At 61.5% G+C, this 19,155-nt stretch carries 16 protein-coding genes and 1 pseudogene; 10 read left to right on the forward strand and 7 right to left on the reverse strand.

Annotation, left to right across the window (positions count from 1 at the left end):
* Window positions 1–3 precede the first annotated feature (3 nt).
* The 7 genes and pseudogenes from ACTJKL_RS13295 (at window position 4) to ACTJKL_RS13325 (ending at window position 6,841) form a co-directional block, all read left to right on the forward strand.
* The gene (locus ACTJKL_RS13295; protein ID WP_018096539.1) at window positions 4–231 is read left to right on the forward strand and encodes a hypothetical protein; all 228 of its coding nucleotides are present in this window, start codon (window positions 4–6) and stop codon (window positions 229–231) included.
* 204 nt (window positions 232–435) lie between these two features.
* Window positions 436–540 (forward strand): annotated as a pseudogene (locus ACTJKL_RS13300) (selenide, water dikinase SelD); the annotation flags it as partial.
* Window positions 541–2,418: 1,878 nt separating this feature from the next.
* On the forward strand, window positions 2,419–3,594 hold the full coding sequence (gene repA / locus ACTJKL_RS13305; protein WP_100674083.1) for a plasmid partitioning protein RepA: 1,176 nt from the start codon (window positions 2,419–2,421) through the stop codon (window positions 3,592–3,594).
* Window positions 3,591–4,595, forward strand: coding sequence for a plasmid partitioning protein RepB (repB, locus tag ACTJKL_RS13310; RefSeq protein ID WP_275598627.1), 1,005 nt, complete (start codon window positions 3,591–3,593; stop codon window positions 4,593–4,595). The genes repA and repB overlap by 4 nt, the downstream gene beginning before the upstream one ends.
* Before the next feature lie 156 nt (window positions 4,596–4,751).
* The gene (repC, locus tag ACTJKL_RS13315; RefSeq protein ID WP_275598626.1) at window positions 4,752–5,957 is read left to right on the forward strand and encodes a plasmid replication protein RepC; all 1,206 of its coding nucleotides are present in this window, start codon (window positions 4,752–4,754) and stop codon (window positions 5,955–5,957) included.
* A 314-nt stretch (window positions 5,958–6,271) separates the two neighbouring features.
* Window positions 6,272–6,688 carry an organic hydroperoxide resistance protein gene (locus ACTJKL_RS13320; RefSeq protein ID WP_102762002.1) on the forward strand — a complete coding sequence of 139 codons (417 nt, stop codon included), beginning with the start codon at window positions 6,272–6,274 and terminating at the stop codon, window positions 6,686–6,688.
* Window positions 6,689–6,715: 27 nt separating this feature from the next.
* Entirely contained in the window at window positions 6,716–6,841 is a 126-nt protein-coding gene (locus ACTJKL_RS13325; protein WP_272939047.1) for a hypothetical protein, read from the forward strand.
* A gap of 62 nt (window positions 6,842–6,903) precedes the next feature.
* On the opposite strand, the gene ACTJKL_RS13330 is transcribed toward ACTJKL_RS13325, so the two are convergent.
* Window positions 6,904–7,557, reverse strand: coding sequence for a TetR/AcrR family transcriptional regulator (locus ACTJKL_RS13330; protein ID WP_275598625.1), 654 nt, complete (start codon window positions 7,555–7,557; stop codon window positions 6,904–6,906).
* Between the two features lie 109 nt (window positions 7,558–7,666).
* Here ACTJKL_RS13330 and ACTJKL_RS13335 point away from each other — a divergent pair, with 109 nt between their 5' ends.
* On the forward strand, window positions 7,667–9,256 hold the full coding sequence (locus ACTJKL_RS13335; RefSeq protein ID WP_275598624.1) for an ABC-F family ATP-binding cassette domain-containing protein: 1,590 nt from the start codon (window positions 7,667–7,669) through the stop codon (window positions 9,254–9,256).
* 94 nt (window positions 9,257–9,350) lie between these two features.
* Here the strand turns inward: ACTJKL_RS13335 and ACTJKL_RS13340 are convergent, their stop codons facing one another.
* The 3 genes from ACTJKL_RS13340 to ACTJKL_RS13350 are packed head-to-tail and all read right to left on the reverse strand — an operon-like array spanning window position 9,351 to window position 12,414.
* On the reverse strand, window positions 9,351–10,319 hold the full coding sequence (locus tag ACTJKL_RS13340) for a quinone oxidoreductase family protein (RefSeq protein ID WP_275598623.1): 969 nt from the start codon (window positions 10,317–10,319) through the stop codon (window positions 9,351–9,353).
* A 55-nt stretch (window positions 10,320–10,374) separates the two neighbouring features.
* Window positions 10,375–10,941 carry a TetR/AcrR family transcriptional regulator gene (locus ACTJKL_RS13345; RefSeq protein ID WP_275598622.1) on the reverse strand — a complete coding sequence of 189 codons (567 nt, stop codon included), beginning with the start codon at window positions 10,939–10,941 and terminating at the stop codon, window positions 10,375–10,377.
* Between the two features lie 57 nt (window positions 10,942–10,998).
* On the reverse strand, window positions 10,999–12,414 hold the full coding sequence (locus ACTJKL_RS13350; protein WP_275598621.1) for an aldehyde dehydrogenase family protein: 1,416 nt from the start codon (window positions 12,412–12,414) through the stop codon (window positions 10,999–11,001).
* A gap of 98 nt (window positions 12,415–12,512) precedes the next feature.
* Between ACTJKL_RS13350 and ACTJKL_RS13355 the strand changes: the two genes are divergently transcribed.
* Window positions 12,513–13,403, forward strand: coding sequence for a LysR family transcriptional regulator (locus ACTJKL_RS13355; protein WP_275598620.1), 891 nt, complete (start codon window positions 12,513–12,515; stop codon window positions 13,401–13,403).
* 120 nt (window positions 13,404–13,523) lie between these two features.
* On the forward strand, window positions 13,524–15,707 hold the full coding sequence (gene katG, locus ACTJKL_RS13360; RefSeq protein WP_275598619.1) for a catalase/peroxidase HPI: 2,184 nt from the start codon (window positions 13,524–13,526) through the stop codon (window positions 15,705–15,707).
* A 64-nt stretch (window positions 15,708–15,771) separates the two neighbouring features.
* Here katG and ACTJKL_RS13365 read toward each other — a convergent pair whose 3' ends face one another.
* The 3 genes from ACTJKL_RS13365 to ACTJKL_RS13375 all read right to left on the reverse strand — a co-directional run bounded on the left by ACTJKL_RS13365 (window position 15,772) and on the right by ACTJKL_RS13375 (window position 19,142).
* Entirely contained in the window at window positions 15,772–16,974 is a 1,203-nt protein-coding gene (locus tag ACTJKL_RS13365; RefSeq protein WP_275598618.1) for a multidrug effflux MFS transporter, read from the reverse strand.
* 96 nt (window positions 16,975–17,070) lie between these two features.
* Window positions 17,071–17,748 (reverse strand): cupin domain-containing protein, encoded by a 678-nt coding sequence (locus ACTJKL_RS13370; RefSeq protein ID WP_275598617.1) that lies wholly within the window; start codon window positions 17,746–17,748, stop codon window positions 17,071–17,073.
* 95 nt (window positions 17,749–17,843) lie between these two features.
* A complete protein-coding gene (locus ACTJKL_RS13375; RefSeq protein ID WP_440853068.1) occupies window positions 17,844–19,142 on the reverse strand; it encodes an amidohydrolase family protein in 1,299 nt (432 codons plus the stop codon).
* Window positions 19,143–19,155 lie beyond the last annotated feature (13 nt).

The raw sequence follows: 19,155 nt of genomic DNA on the forward strand, positions 1-19,155 counted from the left end.
GCCATGAGCGAATGGATCGATTTTGAGCGCTGGCCAGATTGCAAGCGCATGGAGCGGCCCGGGATCGTCTTCGAGGTCACCAACGGAGATCAGACCCTGCTGACCGACTGCGTCGTCCCGCTGCCGTTGCCGTCTGACTGGGCTGTTCAGCCCCTGCGCTTTCGCGCCGTGCCGCAGCCTCGGCCTCGGCACTCTTCGCCGTTACCGAAGCCGGCAGGTCCGCAGCAGTAAACACCACGCCGACCAGGCGGCCGGTCGGCGGCCTGATCGATCAGGCGCATCATCGATGCCTCACCCCTTGCGGCATCGAAGCGCCATGGAAGTGCTGCGCCGCAGCTATTAGACTCGTCGGATAATACGCGGTAGCGATGGTCGCCGCTGGCGGCCCACTCTCGCGCCGATCAGGTGAGTCCAACCACGCTGCTGGGAGGATTGATGAACACTCTCCCCCGGCACCTCGCTCACGGTGGCGGTTGCGGCTGCAAACTCGCGCCCTCCGTTCTACAGCAGCTTCTTGCCACGCAACCGGCTGCCCGGCCTTTGCCCAGCTCCAGATGATGCCGCCGTATGACAGGTAGAGCACAGCACCTGCGTGATTGCCTCCGATTACCGTTTTCACCGGTTTCGGAGTCCTCGGACACGGACTTGAGATGGCCCGTGCGTGTCAGCTTTCCCGGTCGGCGGCGATTGTTCCCCGCGGGGAACGTTTGAAAAGCCCTGCGGCCTAATCTGGTCCGGTTAAGCGAGGCCTCGCAGCGTCAGGAGTGGCGGAAGTTATGTGCTATATAGCTTCCGTAAGGCTTTTTAGCCATTGTATTTCAATGGCTTACCCAAACCGTCAAAACACCCAGAAGGACCCGTCAGCCAGCACTTAGAGCGTACCCTAAGTCCGCCGGCTCACGCAAACTGTATTTTCCGGCTGCCAATGCAAGGTCTTTCATACGTTTTAGCGACTTTGTCATGAAGCAGAGCGGGAGTCCTTCAGAGGAGACCCATCACGAGAGGTCTCTACAGCACAAGCCTGCTTTGTCGAACTCAGCCTTGCCTCGATCCCGCTCTCCACCCACCCGACGACACCCGGAATGCTGATGGCATATTTGTCTCTCGCTCACTCGACCATCTGCTGGAAGATAAGCTTCGATGCAGCTAGATCCGATCGCCATGCGGTTCTGCGCTAAGGATGCGCATCCAGCCGTGCACCCCCGCCATCCGTGACGCCCTCCCCTCCCCCAGGCAGGGCACGAGCCGACCAACGTCCCTTCGCAAATGCTTGAAGCTTCACGGGGTCGATCAGCGGAGATCCTTCACGGAAGGTCAAAAGCAAAAGCCCGGTTGCGGGCCGACCGGCGCCAAGTGCAGCCGTCACCCACAGGCGTAGCCGAAATGGCTCCGAAAGTTCCCCGCGGGGAACCGAATGAATAGCGGCATCCGGCCGCATCTGAAGCGCTGCACGGCAGACCCGCGGCAAGGCCAGCCGAACATCCATTGGATCTCCGCCTCGCCGTAGGCCGCACAAGGTTTGTGCGGCCGCGAATGAATCCTCACCCAGGCCTGCGGGAACATGCCGTGGAAGTCGAGTTCCTCGGTGGTCGTCGAGCAAAGCGTGGCTGGCGGCAGCTCACACCCGCCGCAGATGGCCGCGTCAAGGGAGCACCGGTTAGCCCTCCGTCAAGTTCCCCGCGGGGAACGCCTGGCGTTTCGACCGCCAATTGTCTGAGGCAAGGGTCCAGACGGAAAGCATATTGCCGGAACAGTTCCTGACGACAGCCACAAGGCTCCTGCCCTATGCGGCGCACCATATATACGCCACCGGCAGCATGCAGCGCGCAACCGTCTCCACAATCCTAGTCTCGACGCGATCCTTGTCTCGTGTGGCGGGCGATGCATTGCGTGTCTCTCCAATAGTCCGTTCGCGCCAGGCCGCCGTCGCGTTCCCCGCGGGGAACCGTTCGGTGCAGTCGTCGCCCGCATGCATCCTACGAAGCTGGGGCAGGGGGTACGGGCGAACATCGAAAAGCCGGGCTTTTCCCATACATGCACATATGTGCCGCCTTTGCGGTCAGCCGGTACCGCCTCGCAGCTCTCGCCGTCCAGCCCGTTCCCCGCGGGGAACTCTGGCTAGAGTTCACCAGGTCACCGTTCGAAGCAACGCTGGAGGCTCCGAACCGACCGCTCGCCGTGAACCACTGTCGCGGCTCAACATGCCCGCGTGGAGGCTCGAGAACCGCAGCGCGGGCGCTTCCCACCGGCACCAAGCGTCATCCACAGCGCGCATTGATGGCCATAGCCGAATCGGAGTACGTCTTAGTTGCGGAGATTTTTCGAATTTGCGTGTTTTCGAGTAGTTACGTGGCGGTTAGCAAACGGTTAACCACTTCACTGCTTATGTGACGGAAACGATCACCAGGGATTCTTTCGATGACGCGACACCTAAGCAGCCTCGCTTTCATGGAAAACTTTTCCAGCAAGCTCGAAATGGCGCTGAACAACTTGAGCATGGCGCAATTTCCCCCGGATGCGCGCCGAACGATGCGCAAGTTCACCTCCACCGAAGTTGCCGCCCTGCTGGGCGTAACGGAGGCCTATATCCGCCAGGTTGCGGCCAAGGAACAGGGCCCCGAACCCGAAATCGCCAACGGACGGCGTTTCTACACGCTCGATCAGGTTCTTGAATTGCGCTTGGCTCTTTCGCAAAACGGCCGGAAGAAGTGGATGAACCCCCGCCGGACAGGCGACGAGCAATGCCAGATCGTTGCCGTCACCAACTTCAAAGGCGGCTCCAGCAAGACCTCCACGACAATCCATCTCGGCCACTATCTGGCACTCAGGGGCTATCGCGTGCTGGCCGTGGATCTCGACCCGCAGGCATCGCTCACCGCCCTTCATGGCAGCCTACCGGAATTCGACTACCGTGCGGGCGACACACTTTTCTCAGCCATTCGTTTCGACGATCCCGTCCCGACGAAGTCCATCATCCATAAGACCCACATCGTCGGTTTCGACGTCATCTGCGCCGGCCTCGAACTGACCGAATTCGAGACGGCCGTCGCGCTCGAGATGCGGCGATCCGCAGGAACGGGCTTCCTGCTTCGCGTTTCCCAAGCGCTTGAGCAGGTCGCCGAGGATTACGACTTCATCCTCATGGACTCGGCTCCGTCGCTGAACTTCCTGACGCTTTCGTCACTGACGGCTGCCACCGGCGTCATCATCCCGGTTCCTGCGCATATGCTGGATGTGGACTCCACGGCGAAGTTTCTGGAGCTTGCCGGGTCCTACATGCAGATCCTGAATGAGGTGGGCACGGCGGCTCAATGGGATTTCGCCAAGTTCCTGATCACCAAATTCGAGCCGAACGATCATCCTCAAGCCAACATGTCCGCGCTGATGAGACAGGTGTTCGGCGAGGACCTGCTCCTCAACTCGGTCATCAAATCGACGGCCGTGGCCGATGCACTGACTTGGAAGCAGAGCCTGTACGAGGTTCAGAGGTCCCGCTTCTCGGCTCCGAAAACCTACGACCGCGCCATCGAGTCGATCAACGCGGCCAATGCTGAACTCGAAGGCCTGTTCTGGAAGGCATGGGGGAGAGAATGAGCCGCAAGGATTCCAAAGGCCTTTTTGCCAATGTCCTCGGGCAGCTGGAGAATTCTGCGGAGACGGGCGGAATGCAGCGGTCCACGTCACCCCACCTTCTCAAAGTCGCCGCCGGCGTCCGCCAGATGCAGGAACGCAGCGAGCTTGCCGAACGACTTCTCAAGGATGGTGGCCAGATCGTCGAGATCGATCCGGACGAGATCATGGAATCCGCCATCCGGGATCGCTTCGATTCCGGCTACAGCGAAGCCAGCATCGCGGATCTGCTCGAGTCGATGCGTGAGCACGGGCAGAGTACTCCTGGCTTGGTCCGCCCGGTTCGAGGGGCCGCAAGGCCGTTCCAGATCGTATTCGGCCGCCGGCGGCTTGCCGCTGCCAAACTCCTCGGCATTAAGTTCAAGACGATTGCCCGGGAGCTGAGCGACGAAGAGGCGATCGTTCTCCAAGGGGAGGAGAACAGCAACCGCAAGGACCTGTCCTTCATCGAGCGGTGCCTATTTGCGCAGTCGCAGGAGGCTGCGGGTTATCGCCGCGACGTGATCTGCAAGTCGCTGAGCACCGGCAGGTCGCATATCTCAGAAATGATCCGGATAGCGGCAGCATTGCCGCGCGACATCCTGATGCAGATTGGTCCGGCCCCTGAAATCGGACGGCGCAGATGGGTGGAATTTGAGCTGCGCTGGGCGGCCCACAGAGAGCCCTCGAAGGTAGCGCAGTCGGTTCTGGAGAGAGACCAGATGCAGGCCTCATCCAGTGACGCTCGTTTCGCTGCAGTTTTTGAGGCGCTTGCCAAGGCGGATGCCAAGGCTGCAGCCTCTTCCGCCACGGCCGATCTGATCTCTCATGGCCTCGTGCTTGGCCAGATCCAACGCGGCAAGTCGGCTTCGAAGCTCACGTTCAACAAGTCTGTGCCGTCAGGCTTTGTCGATTTCATTGCAGGTCAGATCGAAAGCCTGCACGACCAGTTCATGCAAAAGCAGCATTCGAAACAAGGAGACTAACCCGCAAAAGAAAAAGGCCCCCAACGAACAAGCCGTGGAAGCCTTCCTCAGATTTGTAGCAAGATCGAGAATCGCATTTCCACGAATCACAGTCAAGAGTTCTTGGCACCGTTTTTGGTGAGCTGCTTTCTTTTGCCTTATCGAAGGTGAAGGAAAATGGAGAGTGGAAGTGTGACGACCCCCTTTGGGCGGCGGACGATGACTCTTGCCATGTTGGCAGGCCAGTTCATCTCCCGCGACATCGAACCTGGGAAGTCGGTCGACAAGTGGAAGCTGTTTCGCTCGCTTTGTGCGGCCAAACGCCGTCTGGGCATCAGCGACCGGGCGCTGGCCGTTCTGAACGCGCTGTTGAGCTTCTATCCCGAGAACACGCTGAGCGGAGAGACCGGTCTGGTCGTCTTTCCCTCGAACGTTCAGCTGTCGCTGAGAGCCCACGGCATGGCGGAGGCGACGCTAAGGAGGCACCTGGCCGCATTGGTCGAGGCAGGTCTTGTCGCTCGCAAGGACAGTCCGAACGGCAAGCGCTATGCCCGCAAGTCTCGTGATGGAGCGATCGGCACGGCGTACGGCTTTTCGCTCGCACCGCTCCTGGCTCGCTCCGGCGAAATAGAGCGGCTCGCTGCGGAGGCTGAGGCCGACCGGGTCGAGCTGCAACGGCTGCGCGAGCGGTTGACGCTCTGCCGCAGAGACATCGCCAAGCTGATAGACGTGGTGCTCGAAGAACTGCCCGGCGACTGGACGTCCATGCAGGAGAATTTTCGAAGCCTTGTCCAGGCTATACCGAGGGCGCCCGACATCGCTGACCTCACCCCTCTGGTAGAGGCGTTCGAAACGCTGCGCGAACATGTGGCTAACCAGTTGCAAAAGCGCGTAAAACCACAAGAGATGAGCGGCAATCCCGATCAAACTGAGCGGCACAAACAGGAATCAAAACCCGAATCTATTATTGAACTTGAACGTGGCTCTTCGAATGAGCGGTCAGACGGCCAAGCCATTGAACGGGCTCACGAGGCAAAAAGGGCCTTTCCGCTGGGAATGGTACTGAAGGCCTGCCCGGAAATCATGAACTACGGTCCTGACGGCACGGTGAAAAGTTGGCGCGACCTTATGATCGCTGCGGTTACGGTACGATCTATGCTTGGCGTTTACCCCTCGGCCTATCAGGACGCCTGCAAGGTCATGGGACCGGAAAACGCCGGCATTGCCGTGGCCTGCATTCTGGAGAGGGCAGGGCATATCAACTCCGCCGGCGGCTATCTGCGCGATCTGACCGCCAAGGCGCGGCAAGGGAAATTCTCGCTCGGCCCGATGCTGATGGCGTTGCTGAGGGCGAATGGCTCCGATCAGCCGAGGGTGTCGTGATCCTGACGGGCGGCCGCCGCGGGGAACACGATCGGCACGCGCATATTGCCGACCCGCATGGGCCGAGCGATCCCACTCGTGCGAAATAACCAACGGCATCCACTGTTGCCGCCTTCAACCGTGAGCGTCGGGCGTCCCCAATTTCGTCGGTGGCTTACTAGGAAAGTACGCCGGCCTCCTTGGCTACCTTCCAGTGAGATGCCTACATCCGGGTACAATTCCGGCGGTTTCGCAAACATGCCCGATACGTCGCGCAGGCACAACACACGTCGTCAAATGTCGCGATCGTGCGACGCAACCGAACGGAGTGTCTGATGACAACGCAGGAAAAGGTTCTCTACACCGGTAAGACCCATACGACCGGCGGCCGTGAAGGGTTCGCCCGCAGCGACGATGCCCAACTGGACGTCAGGCTTTCGCCCCCCGGCAGCGGCAAGGCCGGAACCAATCCTGAGCAGCTCTTCGCCGCCGGCTGGTCGGCCTGTTTTATCGGTGCACTGGGTCTTGCCGCGGCGAAGCGTACGTTGTCGCTCCCGGCCGAAACGGCAGTCGATGCCGAAGTCGATCTCGCCAAATCGGATGGCGGCTTTTTCCTTCGAGCCCGGCTTGCCGTCAGCCTGCCCGGCATCGACGCGGACCTTGCGCGATCGCTCATCGCCGAAGCGCATCAGACCTGCCCCTATTCAAAGGCAACGCGGGGGAACATCGAGGTCGATCTGACGCTCGCCTGACCGAGCTCGTGATTCAAGGAGGTTTAGATGAAGCGCTTCATAGTCGGCATACTGACATTCGCCGTTGTGGCAACGCCTTGCGCCTACGATATATTTTCGGCGGAGCCGTCGGCGCTGGCCGGACTCCTCGCGGCGTCTGTAATGCCGCTCTAACGGAGCGGATGCCGCCATTTCGCGGAGGGATCGGCTGCGAGACCAGCCGATCCTTCACACGTTCAGGCTTTCTGCGGTCGATCGGGTTCGCGTCTCATGGCAGTCTGGAAAATGGCCCAGCGGCTTTCGAACAGGCGAAGATTTTCGGCGTCCGGACACTCGGACCCGCAGAGACGGACACGATTATTCGCGCCTTCAAGCAAATCGACAAGGACGTGGCAAATCTCAATGGCAGACCCCGGCACGATGAGGCCCGCGGCCTGAGCCGATTTGATCGCCTGCACGACGGGCTCCAGTGCAGCACTCGACCACGCCGCCAACCTTTCCCGCAATGGCAAGGAAAACACGGCCTCGGCGGTAACCGACATATAGAAAGCGGAATAATCCCGGTCCGTGCCGAAGCGGAAATAGCTGAAAGCCATATCGCGCAACACTGCGAGAGGTGCATCACCCTGTCCCGCTGCGTCGGCAAGCGTCTTGCGAAAGCGGACGAGGTCACGTTCGACCACGGCTTCCAGAAGCGCCTGCCTGTTCGGATATCTCCGATAAAGCGTGTGTTTCGAGATTCCGAGCTTGGCGGCAATCTCTTCCATGGACGTGTTCGCAACCCCCTTGCGGGCAAAGGTCGAGCGGGCGCTATCCAGAAGACGGCGGGTCAGAGCCTCGGCCTCTTCCCGGGTGGGACGTCCGCCGCCACGTCTGCGAACGATATTCATCTATGTCCGACCCCGTCGATGGGCGGGATGGACAACGCCATTGTTCGCACCGCCCGTTGCTGATAAAAGCACGGTACTGTGCTGTTATTAGCAATGCAACAGGTTCGCGATGCCCTCCATCACTCTCTCCGCACTTTCCTGGTCGAAACCCGACGGGGAGCATGTCTTGACCGATCTCGACCTGGCGTTTGGTCCGGAGCGGACGGGGCTCGTCGGAAGAAATGGCGTCGGAAAAACCATCCTGCTCAACATCCTTGCCGGTACATTGAGACCTTCCTCCGGCACGGTTGCCATCCAGGGACGCGTCGCGCTGGCGAGGCAGATGCTTCGGCCCGGCGCCGGTGAAACCATCGCCGATGTGTTCGGTGCGACGCAGGCGCTTGCGGTGTTACGGCGCGCCGAAACAGGCGAGGCGACCCTTGAAGAACTGGAGAATGCGGACTGGACGGTGGAAGAGCGCATAATGTCCGCCCTTGTCCGGCTTGGACTGGAGGCGCGGGCGGATACGCTCCTGACTGAGCTCTCCGGGGGACAGCGCACGCGGGCGGTGCTCGCGGCGGCAATTTTCTCCGAGCCGGACTTTCTCCTTCTCGACGAGCCGACCAACAATCTGGATCGTGACGGCAGACGGGCGGTTATCGACCTTCTTTCCGGCTGGCGCAGCGGGGCGATTGTCGTCAGCCACGATCGCGAACTGCTCGAAGAAATGGACGCGATTATCGAAGTGACCTCGCTCGGGACAAAGCGCTACGGCGGGGGGTGGAGCGCCTATCAGGCGGCGAGGGCGGTTGAGCTGGAGGCGGCGCAACAAAGCCTTGCGCATGCACAGAAGACCGCCGACGAAATCGATCGCAAGGCACGTGCCCTGGCAGAGCGGCAGGACAGGCGTGACGCGTCTGGTACCCGAAAAGCGGCAAAGGGCGACATGCCGAGGATTCTCCTGGGCCGGCGCAAGAACAATGCGGAAGAAAGCCGGGGCAGGGGTGTGGAACTCGCCGAGCGACAGTGCGCAGGCGCGCTCGAGGCCATCACAGCCGCCAAAGCGCGGATCGAGGTGCTGCAGCCCTTTTCCATCCGTCTTCCGCGAACCGAGCTTCCAGCCGGCCGGCAAGTCCTCGCGTTTGAAGGCGTCACGGCGGGCTACGATCCCGCCCGTCCGGTCATTCGGGATCTATCCTTCTCGCTGGTCGGCCCGCTGCGCCTTTCGATCACCGGCCCCAACGGGTCGGGCAAGACGAGCCTTCTGAAGGTGGTCACCGGAGAATTGCCACCCTTCGAAGGAACCGTTTCCGTAAACGTTCCTTTCTCTCTGTTGGACCAAAGCGTCAGCATCCTGGAGCGCGGCGAGACGATCCTCGATAACTTCAAGCGGCTCAACCCCGGTGCCGGCGACAACGCCTGCCGGGCGGCGTTGGCCAGCTTTCGCTTCCGTGCGGATGCGGCATTGCAAAGGGTGGAGACGTTGAGCGGCGGGCAGGTGCTGCGCGCCGGCCTTGCCTGTGCACTCGGCGGTTCCGATCCCCCATCGCTGCTCATTCTCGACGAGCCGACCAACCATCTGGATATCGACTCCATCGAGGCGGTTGAAGCTGGGCTGCTCGCCTATGACGGCGCACTCGTCGTCGTCAGCCATGACGAGACATTCCTTGCCAACGTCGGGATAGACACGCGTCTGGAGCTTTCGGTCTGCAGCGGCTGACGCCGATGCCTTGGGGTTACCGACGCTCTTCAGAGGTATTGCGATCGTGCCCGTGTCGGGTTGCCGCGCCGGGATGTCCTTCGTGATTTGCTCCTTACGGGATCAAAAGCAGTTTGCCGGTGGTTGCACGGCTTGCCATCGCGGCATGGGCGCGGGCGGCGTCGGCAAGGCGATAGGTTTCGCCGATCGTCACCTTGATCGTTCCGTCCCCGATCCAGTCGAAAAGCTGTTTGGTGCGATCGAGAAGGAGTTTGCGAGTGTGGATGTGATCCATGAATGTCGCGTAGCCGATCTTGATGCTCTTCGGCAGGCTCATGATATCGAGCGGTCCGGGCCCGCCGAGCACCGGTCCATACCAGCAGAAGGTGCCGGACCGGCGGAGCGCTTCGATCGAGCCCTTGAAGGTTTTGGGACCGGAGCCATCGTAAACGACGTTCACGCCCTCACCACTAGTCAGGCGCAGGACTTCGTCGGCAAACTGTCCCTCTGTATCGACGATGACGTGCTCGGCTCCGGCCTTTTTGGCGATCGCGACCTTGTCTTCGGAGGAGACGCGTCCGATTACTCGGCCACCCCTTAGCCTGATAATCTGTGTCAGCAGGAGGCCGACCCCGCCGGCCGCCGCATGAACAAGGGCGATGTCGCCCGGCTGCACGGGATAAAAATCCGTCGCGAAGTGACTGGCCGTGAGCCCCTGCATCATCGCGGAAGCAGCCGTTCGATCGTCCACGGTATCGGGAATTTTCACGAGGGAGGCTGTCGGTACCGACTGGCGCTGAGCATAACTTCCGGGAGCATAGACCCAGGCGACGCGATCGCCGACTTCAAACTCGCCCGCTCCATCGCCGACGGCGAGCACGCGGCCAGCGCCCTCGACACCCAGAACTTTCGCGTTAGGGACGTCGGTCCAGGCCATACCTTGGCGCACGCCGATGTCCATGAAGTTCACGCCGGCCGCGGCGACCTCCACCACGACATGTCCCGGCCTTGCGACAGGCTCAGGCCAATCGACGAATTCCATCACGTCGGTACCACCGACCTCTTTCATCACAACGGCTTTCATGCATAGATCCTTTTATTGACTGATCATTCCAAAAAAGAGCAAAGTTTTCTGCCTGCTAGGCGACTGCGCGAAGCGCCAACCGGCTGAGGGACTGCAGATGTTCCCGACCGGCTCCCCCACGTGCGGCTATCCTGATACCGGCGATATTGGCAACGAGGAAATCGGCCACCGCCTCAGCGGGCAATGAACCGGTTAAGTCACCTGCAGCCTGGGCTTCTCTGATGCGTTCAACCGCGGCGTTCTTGAGCCGAAGATCGGCGGCGTGATGCAGTGCCGCCAGGTCGGGCCGCCTCTGACCGAACTCGCAGATCGAGTTCACGCCGAGACAAGCTTCGTTTGCATTGTCCACAACGCGTTCCATCACCAACCGGATACCGTCCAGTGCACGCGGTTTGCCGCGCAACAAGGCGATATGAGCACTCGTCTCACTCGCCGAATAGCGTTCCACCGCGAGGCAGTAGAGCTTCCACTTGTCACCGAAGGTGTCGTAGAGGCTCTGGCGGCCGATTCTCATCGCCCGTATCAGCATCTCCGTCGAGGTGCCTTCAAAGCCATGCTCGCGAAACACGGCAATCGCCGCGTCCAATGCCTCGTCCCTGTCGAATTCCTTGATCCGTGCCATAAAGCCCATATAGGAATACTGGAACGATCTGTCAAGAATATGCTTGCCGGTTGTTCCTCAGGAGATGACCGCACGGGGCTCGAGGAAGGCTTCCAGGCCGAAGACGCCGAATTCGCGGCCGAAGCCGGATTGCTTGAAGCCGCCAAAGGGTGCAAACGGCTCGTGCGGTGCGCCATTGATGATCACGCGACCTGCCTCGATGCGATCAGCAACGCGCTTTGCTCGTTCGAGGTCGGAAGAGAAGACATTGGCCTGCAGGCCGTAGTCGGTATCGTTGGCGATCGCGATCGCCTCTTGCTCGTCGCGATAGGAAAGGACGCAGAGCACCGGGCCGAAGATCTCCTCGCGGGCAATGCGCATGTCGTTGCGGACGCCGGAGAAGATGGTTGGACGAACGAACCAACCTCGCTCGAGGCCTTCGGGACGCCCTTCGCCCCCGATCAGGAGAGTTGCACCTTCTTCCTGGCCGAGACGCAGGTAGCCTTGCACGCGGTCCCATTGCTTCCGGCTCACCAACGGCCCGATCCGCACCTCGCGATCACCGGGATCACCGACCGTGAACACCTTTGCCGCCTCTTTCAGGCGTGCCTCGATCTCCTCGCGACGAGATTCGGGAACAAGGATCCGGGTACCGGCAATGCAGGCCTGTCCGCTGTTGAGGAAGCCGGCAGCCAGAACCTGAGGGATCGCTACTTCGAGATCGGCATCGTCCAGGATGATGCTGGGGCTCTTGCCGCCAAGCTCCATGGTGACCCGCTTCATCGTCGCCGCGGCCGTCTGGGCGATGGCGCGGCCGGTGACGGTAGAGCCCGTGAACGTGATCTTTGAAACATCCCGGTTTGCGGTGAGCGCCACACCGACGACAGCGCCGTAGCCGGTGACGATGTTGAACACCCCCTTCGAGAGAGCCGCTTCATGCAGGCATTCCGTGATGACCTGCGTTTGGATGGCGCTCATCTCGGAAGGTTTGATGACCATCGTGCTGCCCGACGCAATCGCTGCCGACAGCTTTCCGCAGATGAAGCTATAATTGCTATTCCATGGTGTGATCGCCACCGCCACCCCCGAAGGCCGCATCTCCACGTCGGCGCGGCCGATGCGCCGCCGGAAATCGTAGCTCTCCAGTGTTTTCGCCATATCGAGGAACACATTTCCTGCTCGCCGCGCCGCAAAGTCGATGAAACTCGACGGCGCTCCATATTCCACCCGCATGGCCTCCACGAGATCGCCCGCGCGCTCGGAGACTGCCGCATGCAAGCGCTTCAGCATGGTGATCCGCTCTTCCTTCGACGTATTGGAGAATGCGGGAAATGCGCGCCTGGCCGCCGCAACGGCCCGGTTCGCGTCTTCCTCATCCGCCAGGCGCACCTTTCCGATCTGTTCCTCGGTCGCCGGATTAAAGAGCTGGGCCCATTGCTCGCCGTGCGGTTCGACGAAGCTGCCGTCGATGTAGACTCCGTCGATGATACGCATTGCCTCTCTCCTGTTGTGGCTTCACCAGGAAGATGGAATGCATTATCTGTTGCGGCTAGTCGGACAAAATTGGACACGCTGGTGAGCTACATCGCACATTGAGGGCAAGCTTGAGCGAATTGGAGGCGGTTGCCGCGGTTGCCCGCCATGGCGGATTTCGCGCTGCCGCGCGCGAACTCGGCATGTCGTCATCGGCATTGAGCCATGCGATAGCAGCGCTGGAAGAGCGCCTGGCAGTCAGGCTGTTCAACCGCACGACGCGCAGCGTCGCGCTCTCTGCTGCAGGAGAACAATTCCTCTCTGAAATCGCACCGGCCCTGCAAACGATCGAGAATGCGATCGAGCATATCGGCGAGCATTCGAGTAGACCCTCGGGCAGGCTTCGGCTCAATATGGCGCCGGGAGCGGCACGCATGCTGCTGGAGCCGCTGCTGCTCGAATACGGCCGCCGCTATCCCGAGGTCGAACTTGAGGTCGTGACGGAGAATGCGCTTGTCGATGTAATTGGTAAGGGTTTCGACGCCGGGGTACGACTTGCCGAGGCAATTTCGCCCGATATGGTGGCCATTCCGATCACCCGGACCCTCCGTTTCCTGGTTGTCGGATCGCCTGAATATTTCAAGGGGCGTTCCAAGCCAGTCGTCCCGCTCGATCTGGTGCGGCATCGCTGCATCCAGATGCGCATGGCGAACGGCAGACTGTATCGCTGGGAGTTCGAGCGGCGGGGTGAAGCGCACGTGATCGACGTTCCCGGCAATCTGACGCTCGATGCGACGGATCTTATCCTGGAGGCCGCCCTTTCGGGCGCTGGACTCGCTTATATCGGCGAATACTCGCTCGCTGCGCATATCGCTACCGGGCGCCTTGTTCCGGTGCTGGAAGAGTGGTGCCCCGCCTATCCCGGGCTCAGCCTCTATTTTTCGCAACGTCGTCACATGCCCGCCAAACTGCGCGCCTTCATTGACCTGATCAGGGAACAAGCCGTTTGACCAATGGGGTAAAATTGCGCCAAATCATGGGGAGCATGCGCCGGCCCAATTGATGCCGCTCAATCGACTTTGCGGACAGGCTGCTTTTGGACGCGCACAATCGAGGAAGAGGAGATTACCATGGATCAGAAGAGCGATAGTGCGGGCAAGTGTCCCGTCGCACACACGGCACCGAGAGGCAGATCGAACCGCGACTGGTGGCCGGATCAGTTGGACGTCCAGGTTCTGCACCGGCATTCCGGTCTTTCCGATCCGTTGGGCAATACGTTCAACTACGCCGAGGAGTTCAAGAAGCTCGACCTCGATGCGCTGAAGCGGGACCTGCATGCACTGATGACGGATTCGCAGGACTGGTGGCCGGCCGACTTCGGCCATTATGGCGGGCTCTTCATCCGCATGGCCTGGCACAGCGCCGGCACCTACCGCATCACCGACGGCCGTGGCGGCGCCGGTCAGGGCCAGCAGCGTTTCGCGCCGCTCAACAGCTGGCCGGACAACGCCAATCTCGACAAGGCCCGACGTTTGCTGTGGCCGATCAAGCAGAAGTACGGCAACAGGATTTCTTGGGCGGATCTGTTGATCCTGACCGGCAATGTCGCGCTCGAATCCATGGGCTTCAAGACCTTCGGCTTTGCCGGCGGCCGGGTCGACGTATGGGAACCCGAGGAACTGTTCTGGGGACCGGAAGGCACCTGGCTGGGCGACGAGCGCTACAGCGGCGAACGGCAACTGAGCGAGCCGCTTGCCGCCGTGCAGATGGGCCTCATCTACGTCAACCCGGAAGGCCCGAACGGCAATCCCGATCCGGTTGCTGCCGCGCACGATATCCGCGAAACCTTTGCCCGCATGGCTATGAACGACGAAGAGACGGTGGCGCTGATCGCCGGCGGCCACACCTTCGGCAAGACGCATGGCGCGGGCGATCCCTCGTTCATCGGTGCAGACCCGGAAGGCGGCGCGATCGAGGATCAGGGTCTCGGCTGGAAGAGCACCTTCGGCACGGGCGTCGGCAAGGACGCGATCACGGGCGGGCCGGAAGTGACCTGGTCGCAGACGCCCACCCGCTGGAGCAACCACTTCTTCGAAAACCTGTTCAACCACGAGTGGGAACTGACCAAGAGCCCCGCCGGCGCATATCAATGGAAGGCAAAGAACGCCGAGGCTTCCATCCCCGATGCCTATGACGCCTCCAGGAAGCATGTTCCGACCATGCTGACCACGGATCTGTCGCTGCGTTTTGATCCCGCTTACGAGAAAATCTCGCGCCGCTTCCTCGAAAATCCGGACCAGTTCGCCGACGCTTTCGCCCGCGCCTGGTTCAAGCTGACCCACCGCGACATGGGGCCGAAGGTTCGCTATCTCGGCCCTGAGGTCCCGGCCGAGGACCTGATCTGGCAGGACGTGATCCCGGCCGTCCACCACAGGCTGGTCGACGAGACGGACATAGCCGGCCTCAAGGCGAAGGTCCTCGCTTCCGGCGTGTCGGTGCAGGAACTTGTCTCGACCGCATGGGCTTCCGCTTCGACCTTCCGCGGCTCCGACAAGCGCGGCGGCGCCAATGGTGCGCGAATCCGCCTGGCGCCGCAGAAAGACTGGGAGGTCAACCAGCCGACTCAGCTCGCCAGGGTTCTCTCTGTGCTTGAGGGCATACAGAGGGACTTCAACGCCGCCCAGACCGGCGGCAAGAGGATCTCGCTTGCGGATCTGATCGTGCTTGCAGGTGGCGCCGCCGTCGAAAAGGCGGCGAAGGCCGGTGGCCACGACATCGCCGTTCCGTTCACGCCGGGTCGCATGGATGCCTCGGAGGCACAGACCGACGCCGCATCCTTCGCCGCGCTGGAGCCTCGTGCGGATGGTTTCCGCAACTATGTGAGCACCAGCCGCCGGCAATTCATGAAGCCGGAAGAGGCGCTTGTGGATCGCGCTCAGCTGCTGACGCTGACCGCCCCGGAAATGACCGTTCTCGTCGGCGGCCTGCGCGTGCTGAAGGCGGGCGAGCCCAGGCATGGCGTCTTCACGTCGCGGCCCGAAGCGCTGACGAACGACTTCTTCGTCAACCTGCTCGATATGGGTACGCAGTGGTCACCCATCGCAGGCGAAGAAGGCGTATACGAAGGCCGAGACCGCAAGACCGGCGCTGCGCGGTGGACCGGCACCCGCGTCGACCTGATCTTCGGCTCGCATTCACAGCTGCGCGCCTTTGCGGAGGTGTACGCCCAGTCTGATGCCGGAGAGAAGTTCGTGAAGGACTTCGTCGCGGCCTGGACCAAGGTCATGAACGCCGACCGCTTCGATCTGGTATGATTGGCGAGGCCAGGACGTGGCTTGAACCATGTCCTGGCCTTCCCCCGGATCGTCGTGAAATGCGCTAACCGTCTTCAGCTTCTTTCGCCGTGCTGCCGATCAGCGTCAGACATAGAAAACCCAGCAGCGCAGCGAGGCTACTCGCCAAGGCTAGCGGCCACCAGCCTATGTCAATGAAAGGAGCGGCGGCGGCGGTACCTCCGGCAGTGATCCCAAGTATAGCGGCAACGACCAATGCGGCGCCGCGTGAATGATCCCCTCTTGAGGCAAGGATTGCCTGGTGGAAACCGATTGGTCCCCGGATGCCGAACGCGCCGTTTGCGGTCATCCACAGGGGCACGAGCACAGTCAGGCTGCGTCCACCGAGGGATGTGTAGAGAAGGACCAGGAAGAAGCCAAGAACCACACCTCCTGTACCGATCATGATCATGCGTTCGGTACCGAATCTTCGGGCAAGCGCATTGGACGCGTTCGACGCCAGAATAAAAAGGGCAATGCCGAAAACTTGAAGGAGAATGAAGTCTCCGATCGTCATGCCCAATGCCCCTGTCATTACTGCGGGGGCGCCGAATACAAAGATGAGAATGCTGCCGAGGGAAAGCGCCTGGCTTAAGCCGTGCCGAAGAAAATCGCGATTGCGGATGATCGACATATAGCTTCGATGGAGCTCAAGAGCCTCGAGCCGGTCCGGAAGCGATTGACGGTAAGCCCAGCTGCCAATGGCGCAGAGAATGGCAAGTCCGGCCAACATAAGGAAAGAAGTCTGCCATCCCCCCACCGTCATAAGATAGGCTCCGACGATGGGCGCAAGAGCCGGCGTCAAGGACTCGATGGAGCCGAGCCTGCCGAACATGGAGGGCGCCTTGTCCGCAGGGTAAAGCCCGTGAATAAAGCCCGGCGCGAAAACCGCCGGGCCCGAGCCGAACGCGCCTTGCGCGAAACGCAAGACGACCAGCCATTCCAAGGTCGGCGCGTAGGCAGACAGAAGAGACGTGACGGCAAACAGGCCCAGCGACCAGACCAACAGCTTGCGGCGAGAGTACCTCGCCCCGAGTTCCCCGAAGGTAAGCAGTCCCACGAGCGTGCCCCCGGCATAGGCTGCGAGGACCATCTGCGCCAATGCCGCAGTCCCGCCGAATGCCGTCGGCATGGCCGGAATTGCAGGCAGCACCAAGTCAGTCCCCGCGATTCCGAGGACGGTGCCGAATGAGATCAGCAGGAACATGACGGTTGGCGCAGCATTCACGGACATACCTGCCCATAACATGCAGACTTCGCTTGACCAATCGCACTTTGCTTATCGGTTTCACCACAAATCTTGATGGCACAGGGCAGATGCTCCGTCCGGAGCCCGCGTAGCGCTTCAGGGCAGCTGCAGCACGTCGGGGTGCTGCAGCGGTGCGTCCTTGATCCAGATCTCAGCGCCTTTACGCCCGGTGATCGCTTCGAGCGCCTCTCCTGCGGGCAACCGGCCCCAACTCTGCGGCTCCAGTTGCTCACCCCTGGATGCGAGGCCGCCGGAAAGGACGAGGAACTCGAGCCCACGGCGATTCTCGACGCCGACGGCTGAACCCGGCAGCCAGGTTTCTATCGACACCCGCTCTTTTCCGTCGTCGAACAGGACGCGCGCTGCCTCGACCGCCTCGCGCAGCGGCGCCGATTCACCCTCTCCAGGGTAGCGAACTATTTGCGTGCCGTCGCCCTCACGATATTGCCAGAGCCGCACGAAGATCGTGCAGCCATCCTTCGAGGCAGGTATATGCGAGGTGCCGGGCGGATTGCGGAAATAGCTGCCCGCAGAATAGTCGCCGTGCTCGTCCTCAAACGTCCCCTCGAGCACGAGGATTTCCTCGCCGCCGCTATGGACGTGGCGTGGAAAGGCGCTGCCCGGCGCATAGCGCACGATCGAGGTTGCGCGCGCAACTTCGCCTCCGATACGGTAGAGCATGCGGCGATCCACCCCTGCGGCGGGGCTTGGAACCCAGTCGAGTTTAGCCGAATGGACGATTACGGGTTTCGTCAGGTCTTCATTGATGCGCATCTGACCGGTCTCCCATTGCCACGACTATACGGAACTTCCCGTCAGCGGACCTCATTTTTCTCAACAGTTCCGTGGTCCGCTCCAGCGGCATGGGATCAGCGCTGCAGCACCGGGGGAACGTAGTCGCGTCCCATGTCGATCGAGGCGGGACGCCCGGCGAGGAAAAGCTCGCCGACGCGCGGCGCGGTTTTCGCGATGACCTTGCCTGCCTTGATGACGAACAACCGGTTCGGTTTCAGCCTCAACGCCTCGGTCACGTCGGCGGCCTGCAGCACGACCAGGTCGGCCTTGCAGCCGGTCTCGAGGCCGTAGCCTTCGAGCCCCATGGTCTTTGCCGAATTGACGGTGAGCGCGTCGAAGATCTTGCGCTTGTCGTCAATGCCGGCCATCTGCGCGACATGGATCGCCATATGGCCGACCTCCAGCATGTCGCCGGAGCCCATCGAGTACCAGGGGTCCATGACGCAGTCGTGTCCGAAGGAGACGTTGAGGCCGGCCGCCATCAGCTCGCGCACTCGCGTCATGCCCCGCCGCTTCGGATAGGTGTCGTGGCGGCCCTGAAGCATGATGTTGATCAGCGGATTGGGGATCACGTTGATCTCCGCCTCGGCCATCAGCGGGATGAGCTTCGAGACATAGTAGTTGTCCATCGAATGCATCGAGGTGAGATGCGAACCTGCCACGCGCCCCTTGAGCCCGAACCGCACCGTCTGGGCGGCGAGCGTCTCGATGTGGCGCGACAACGGATCGTCGGTTTCGTCACAATGCATGTCGACCGGCAGGCCGCGGTCGGCGGCGATCCGGCACAGCGCCTCGACGGAGCGGGCGCCGTCTTCCATCGTCCGCTCGAAGTGAGGAATGCCGCCAACGATGCCGATCCCCATATCGAGCGCGCGCTCGAGCGAGGAGACGCCATCGGGCGCGCGGTAATATCCGTCCTGCGGGAAGGCGACGAGCTGCAGATCGATATAGGGTGCGACCTTTTCCTTGACCTCGAGCAGCGCTTCGGCCGTCACGAGGCGCGGATCGGACGTGTCCACGTGGCTGCGAATATAGAGAAGGCCCTGGGTCACGGCGAGGTCGCAATAGCGAAGCGCTCGTTCGACGAGGGCTTCCTTCGTCAGCAGCGGCCGCAGCTCGCCCCAGAGCGCGATGCCCTCGAGCAGCGTGCCGGAGACGTTCATGCGCGGCAAACCGAGTGACAGCGTCGCATCCATGTGGAAATGGGGATCGCAGAAGGGCGGGCTGACCAGGCGGCCGGACACGTCGATCTCCTCGCCGGCGGTCGCGGCTATCGACTTCTCGATGGCGGCGATCTTGCCGCCGGCAAGGCCGATATCAAAGGCCTGCCGGCCGTCCGGCAGGTTCGCATTGCGGATGATCAGGTCGAACATGGGTCAGTCCTTC

It is taken from the genome of Sinorhizobium sp. 22678, assembly GCF_052044265.1.
GTDB lineage: Bacteria > Pseudomonadota > Alphaproteobacteria > Rhizobiales > Rhizobiaceae > Sinorhizobium > Sinorhizobium meliloti_A.

Bases quoted from the DNA above. Each gene is read 5' to 3' on its own strand.
- ACTJKL_RS13295 (WP_018096539.1), top strand. From the start codon at position 4: ATGAGCGAATGGATCGATTTTGAGCGCTGGCCAGATTGCAAGCGCATG.
- repA (WP_100674083.1), top strand. From the start codon at position 2,419: ATGACGCGACACCTAAGCAGCCTCGCTTTCATGGAAAACTTTTCCAGC.
- repB (WP_275598627.1), top strand. From the start codon at position 3,591: ATGAGCCGCAAGGATTCCAAAGGCCTTTTTGCCAATGTCCTCGGGCAG.
- repC (WP_275598626.1), top strand. From the start codon at position 4,752: ATGGAGAGTGGAAGTGTGACGACCCCCTTTGGGCGGCGGACGATGACT.
- ACTJKL_RS13320 (WP_102762002.1), top strand. From the start codon at position 6,272: ATGACAACGCAGGAAAAGGTTCTCTACACCGGTAAGACCCATACGACC.
- ACTJKL_RS13325 (WP_272939047.1), top strand. From the start codon at position 6,716: ATGAAGCGCTTCATAGTCGGCATACTGACATTCGCCGTTGTGGCAACG.
- ACTJKL_RS13330 (WP_275598625.1), bottom strand. From the start codon at position 7,557: ATGAATATCGTTCGCAGACGTGGCGGCGGACGTCCCACCCGGGAAGAG.
- ACTJKL_RS13335 (WP_275598624.1), top strand. From the start codon at position 7,667: ATGCCCTCCATCACTCTCTCCGCACTTTCCTGGTCGAAACCCGACGGG.
- ACTJKL_RS13340 (WP_275598623.1), bottom strand. From the start codon at position 10,319: ATGAAAGCCGTTGTGATGAAAGAGGTCGGTGGTACCGACGTGATGGAA.
- ACTJKL_RS13345 (WP_275598622.1), bottom strand. From the start codon at position 10,941: ATGGCACGGATCAAGGAATTCGACAGGGACGAGGCATTGGACGCGGCG.
- ACTJKL_RS13350 (WP_275598621.1), bottom strand. From the start codon at position 12,414: ATGCGTATCATCGACGGAGTCTACATCGACGGCAGCTTCGTCGAACCG.
- katG (WP_275598619.1), top strand. From the start codon at position 13,524: ATGGATCAGAAGAGCGATAGTGCGGGCAAGTGTCCCGTCGCACACACG.
- ACTJKL_RS13365 (WP_275598618.1), bottom strand. From the start codon at position 16,974: ATGTTATGGGCAGGTATGTCCGTGAATGCTGCGCCAACCGTCATGTTC.
- ACTJKL_RS13370 (WP_275598617.1), bottom strand. From the start codon at position 17,748: ATGCGCATCAATGAAGACCTGACGAAACCCGTAATCGTCCATTCGGCT.
- ACTJKL_RS13375 (WP_440853068.1), bottom strand. From the start codon at position 19,142: ATGTTCGACCTGATCATCCGCAATGCGAACCTGCCGGACGGCCGGCAG.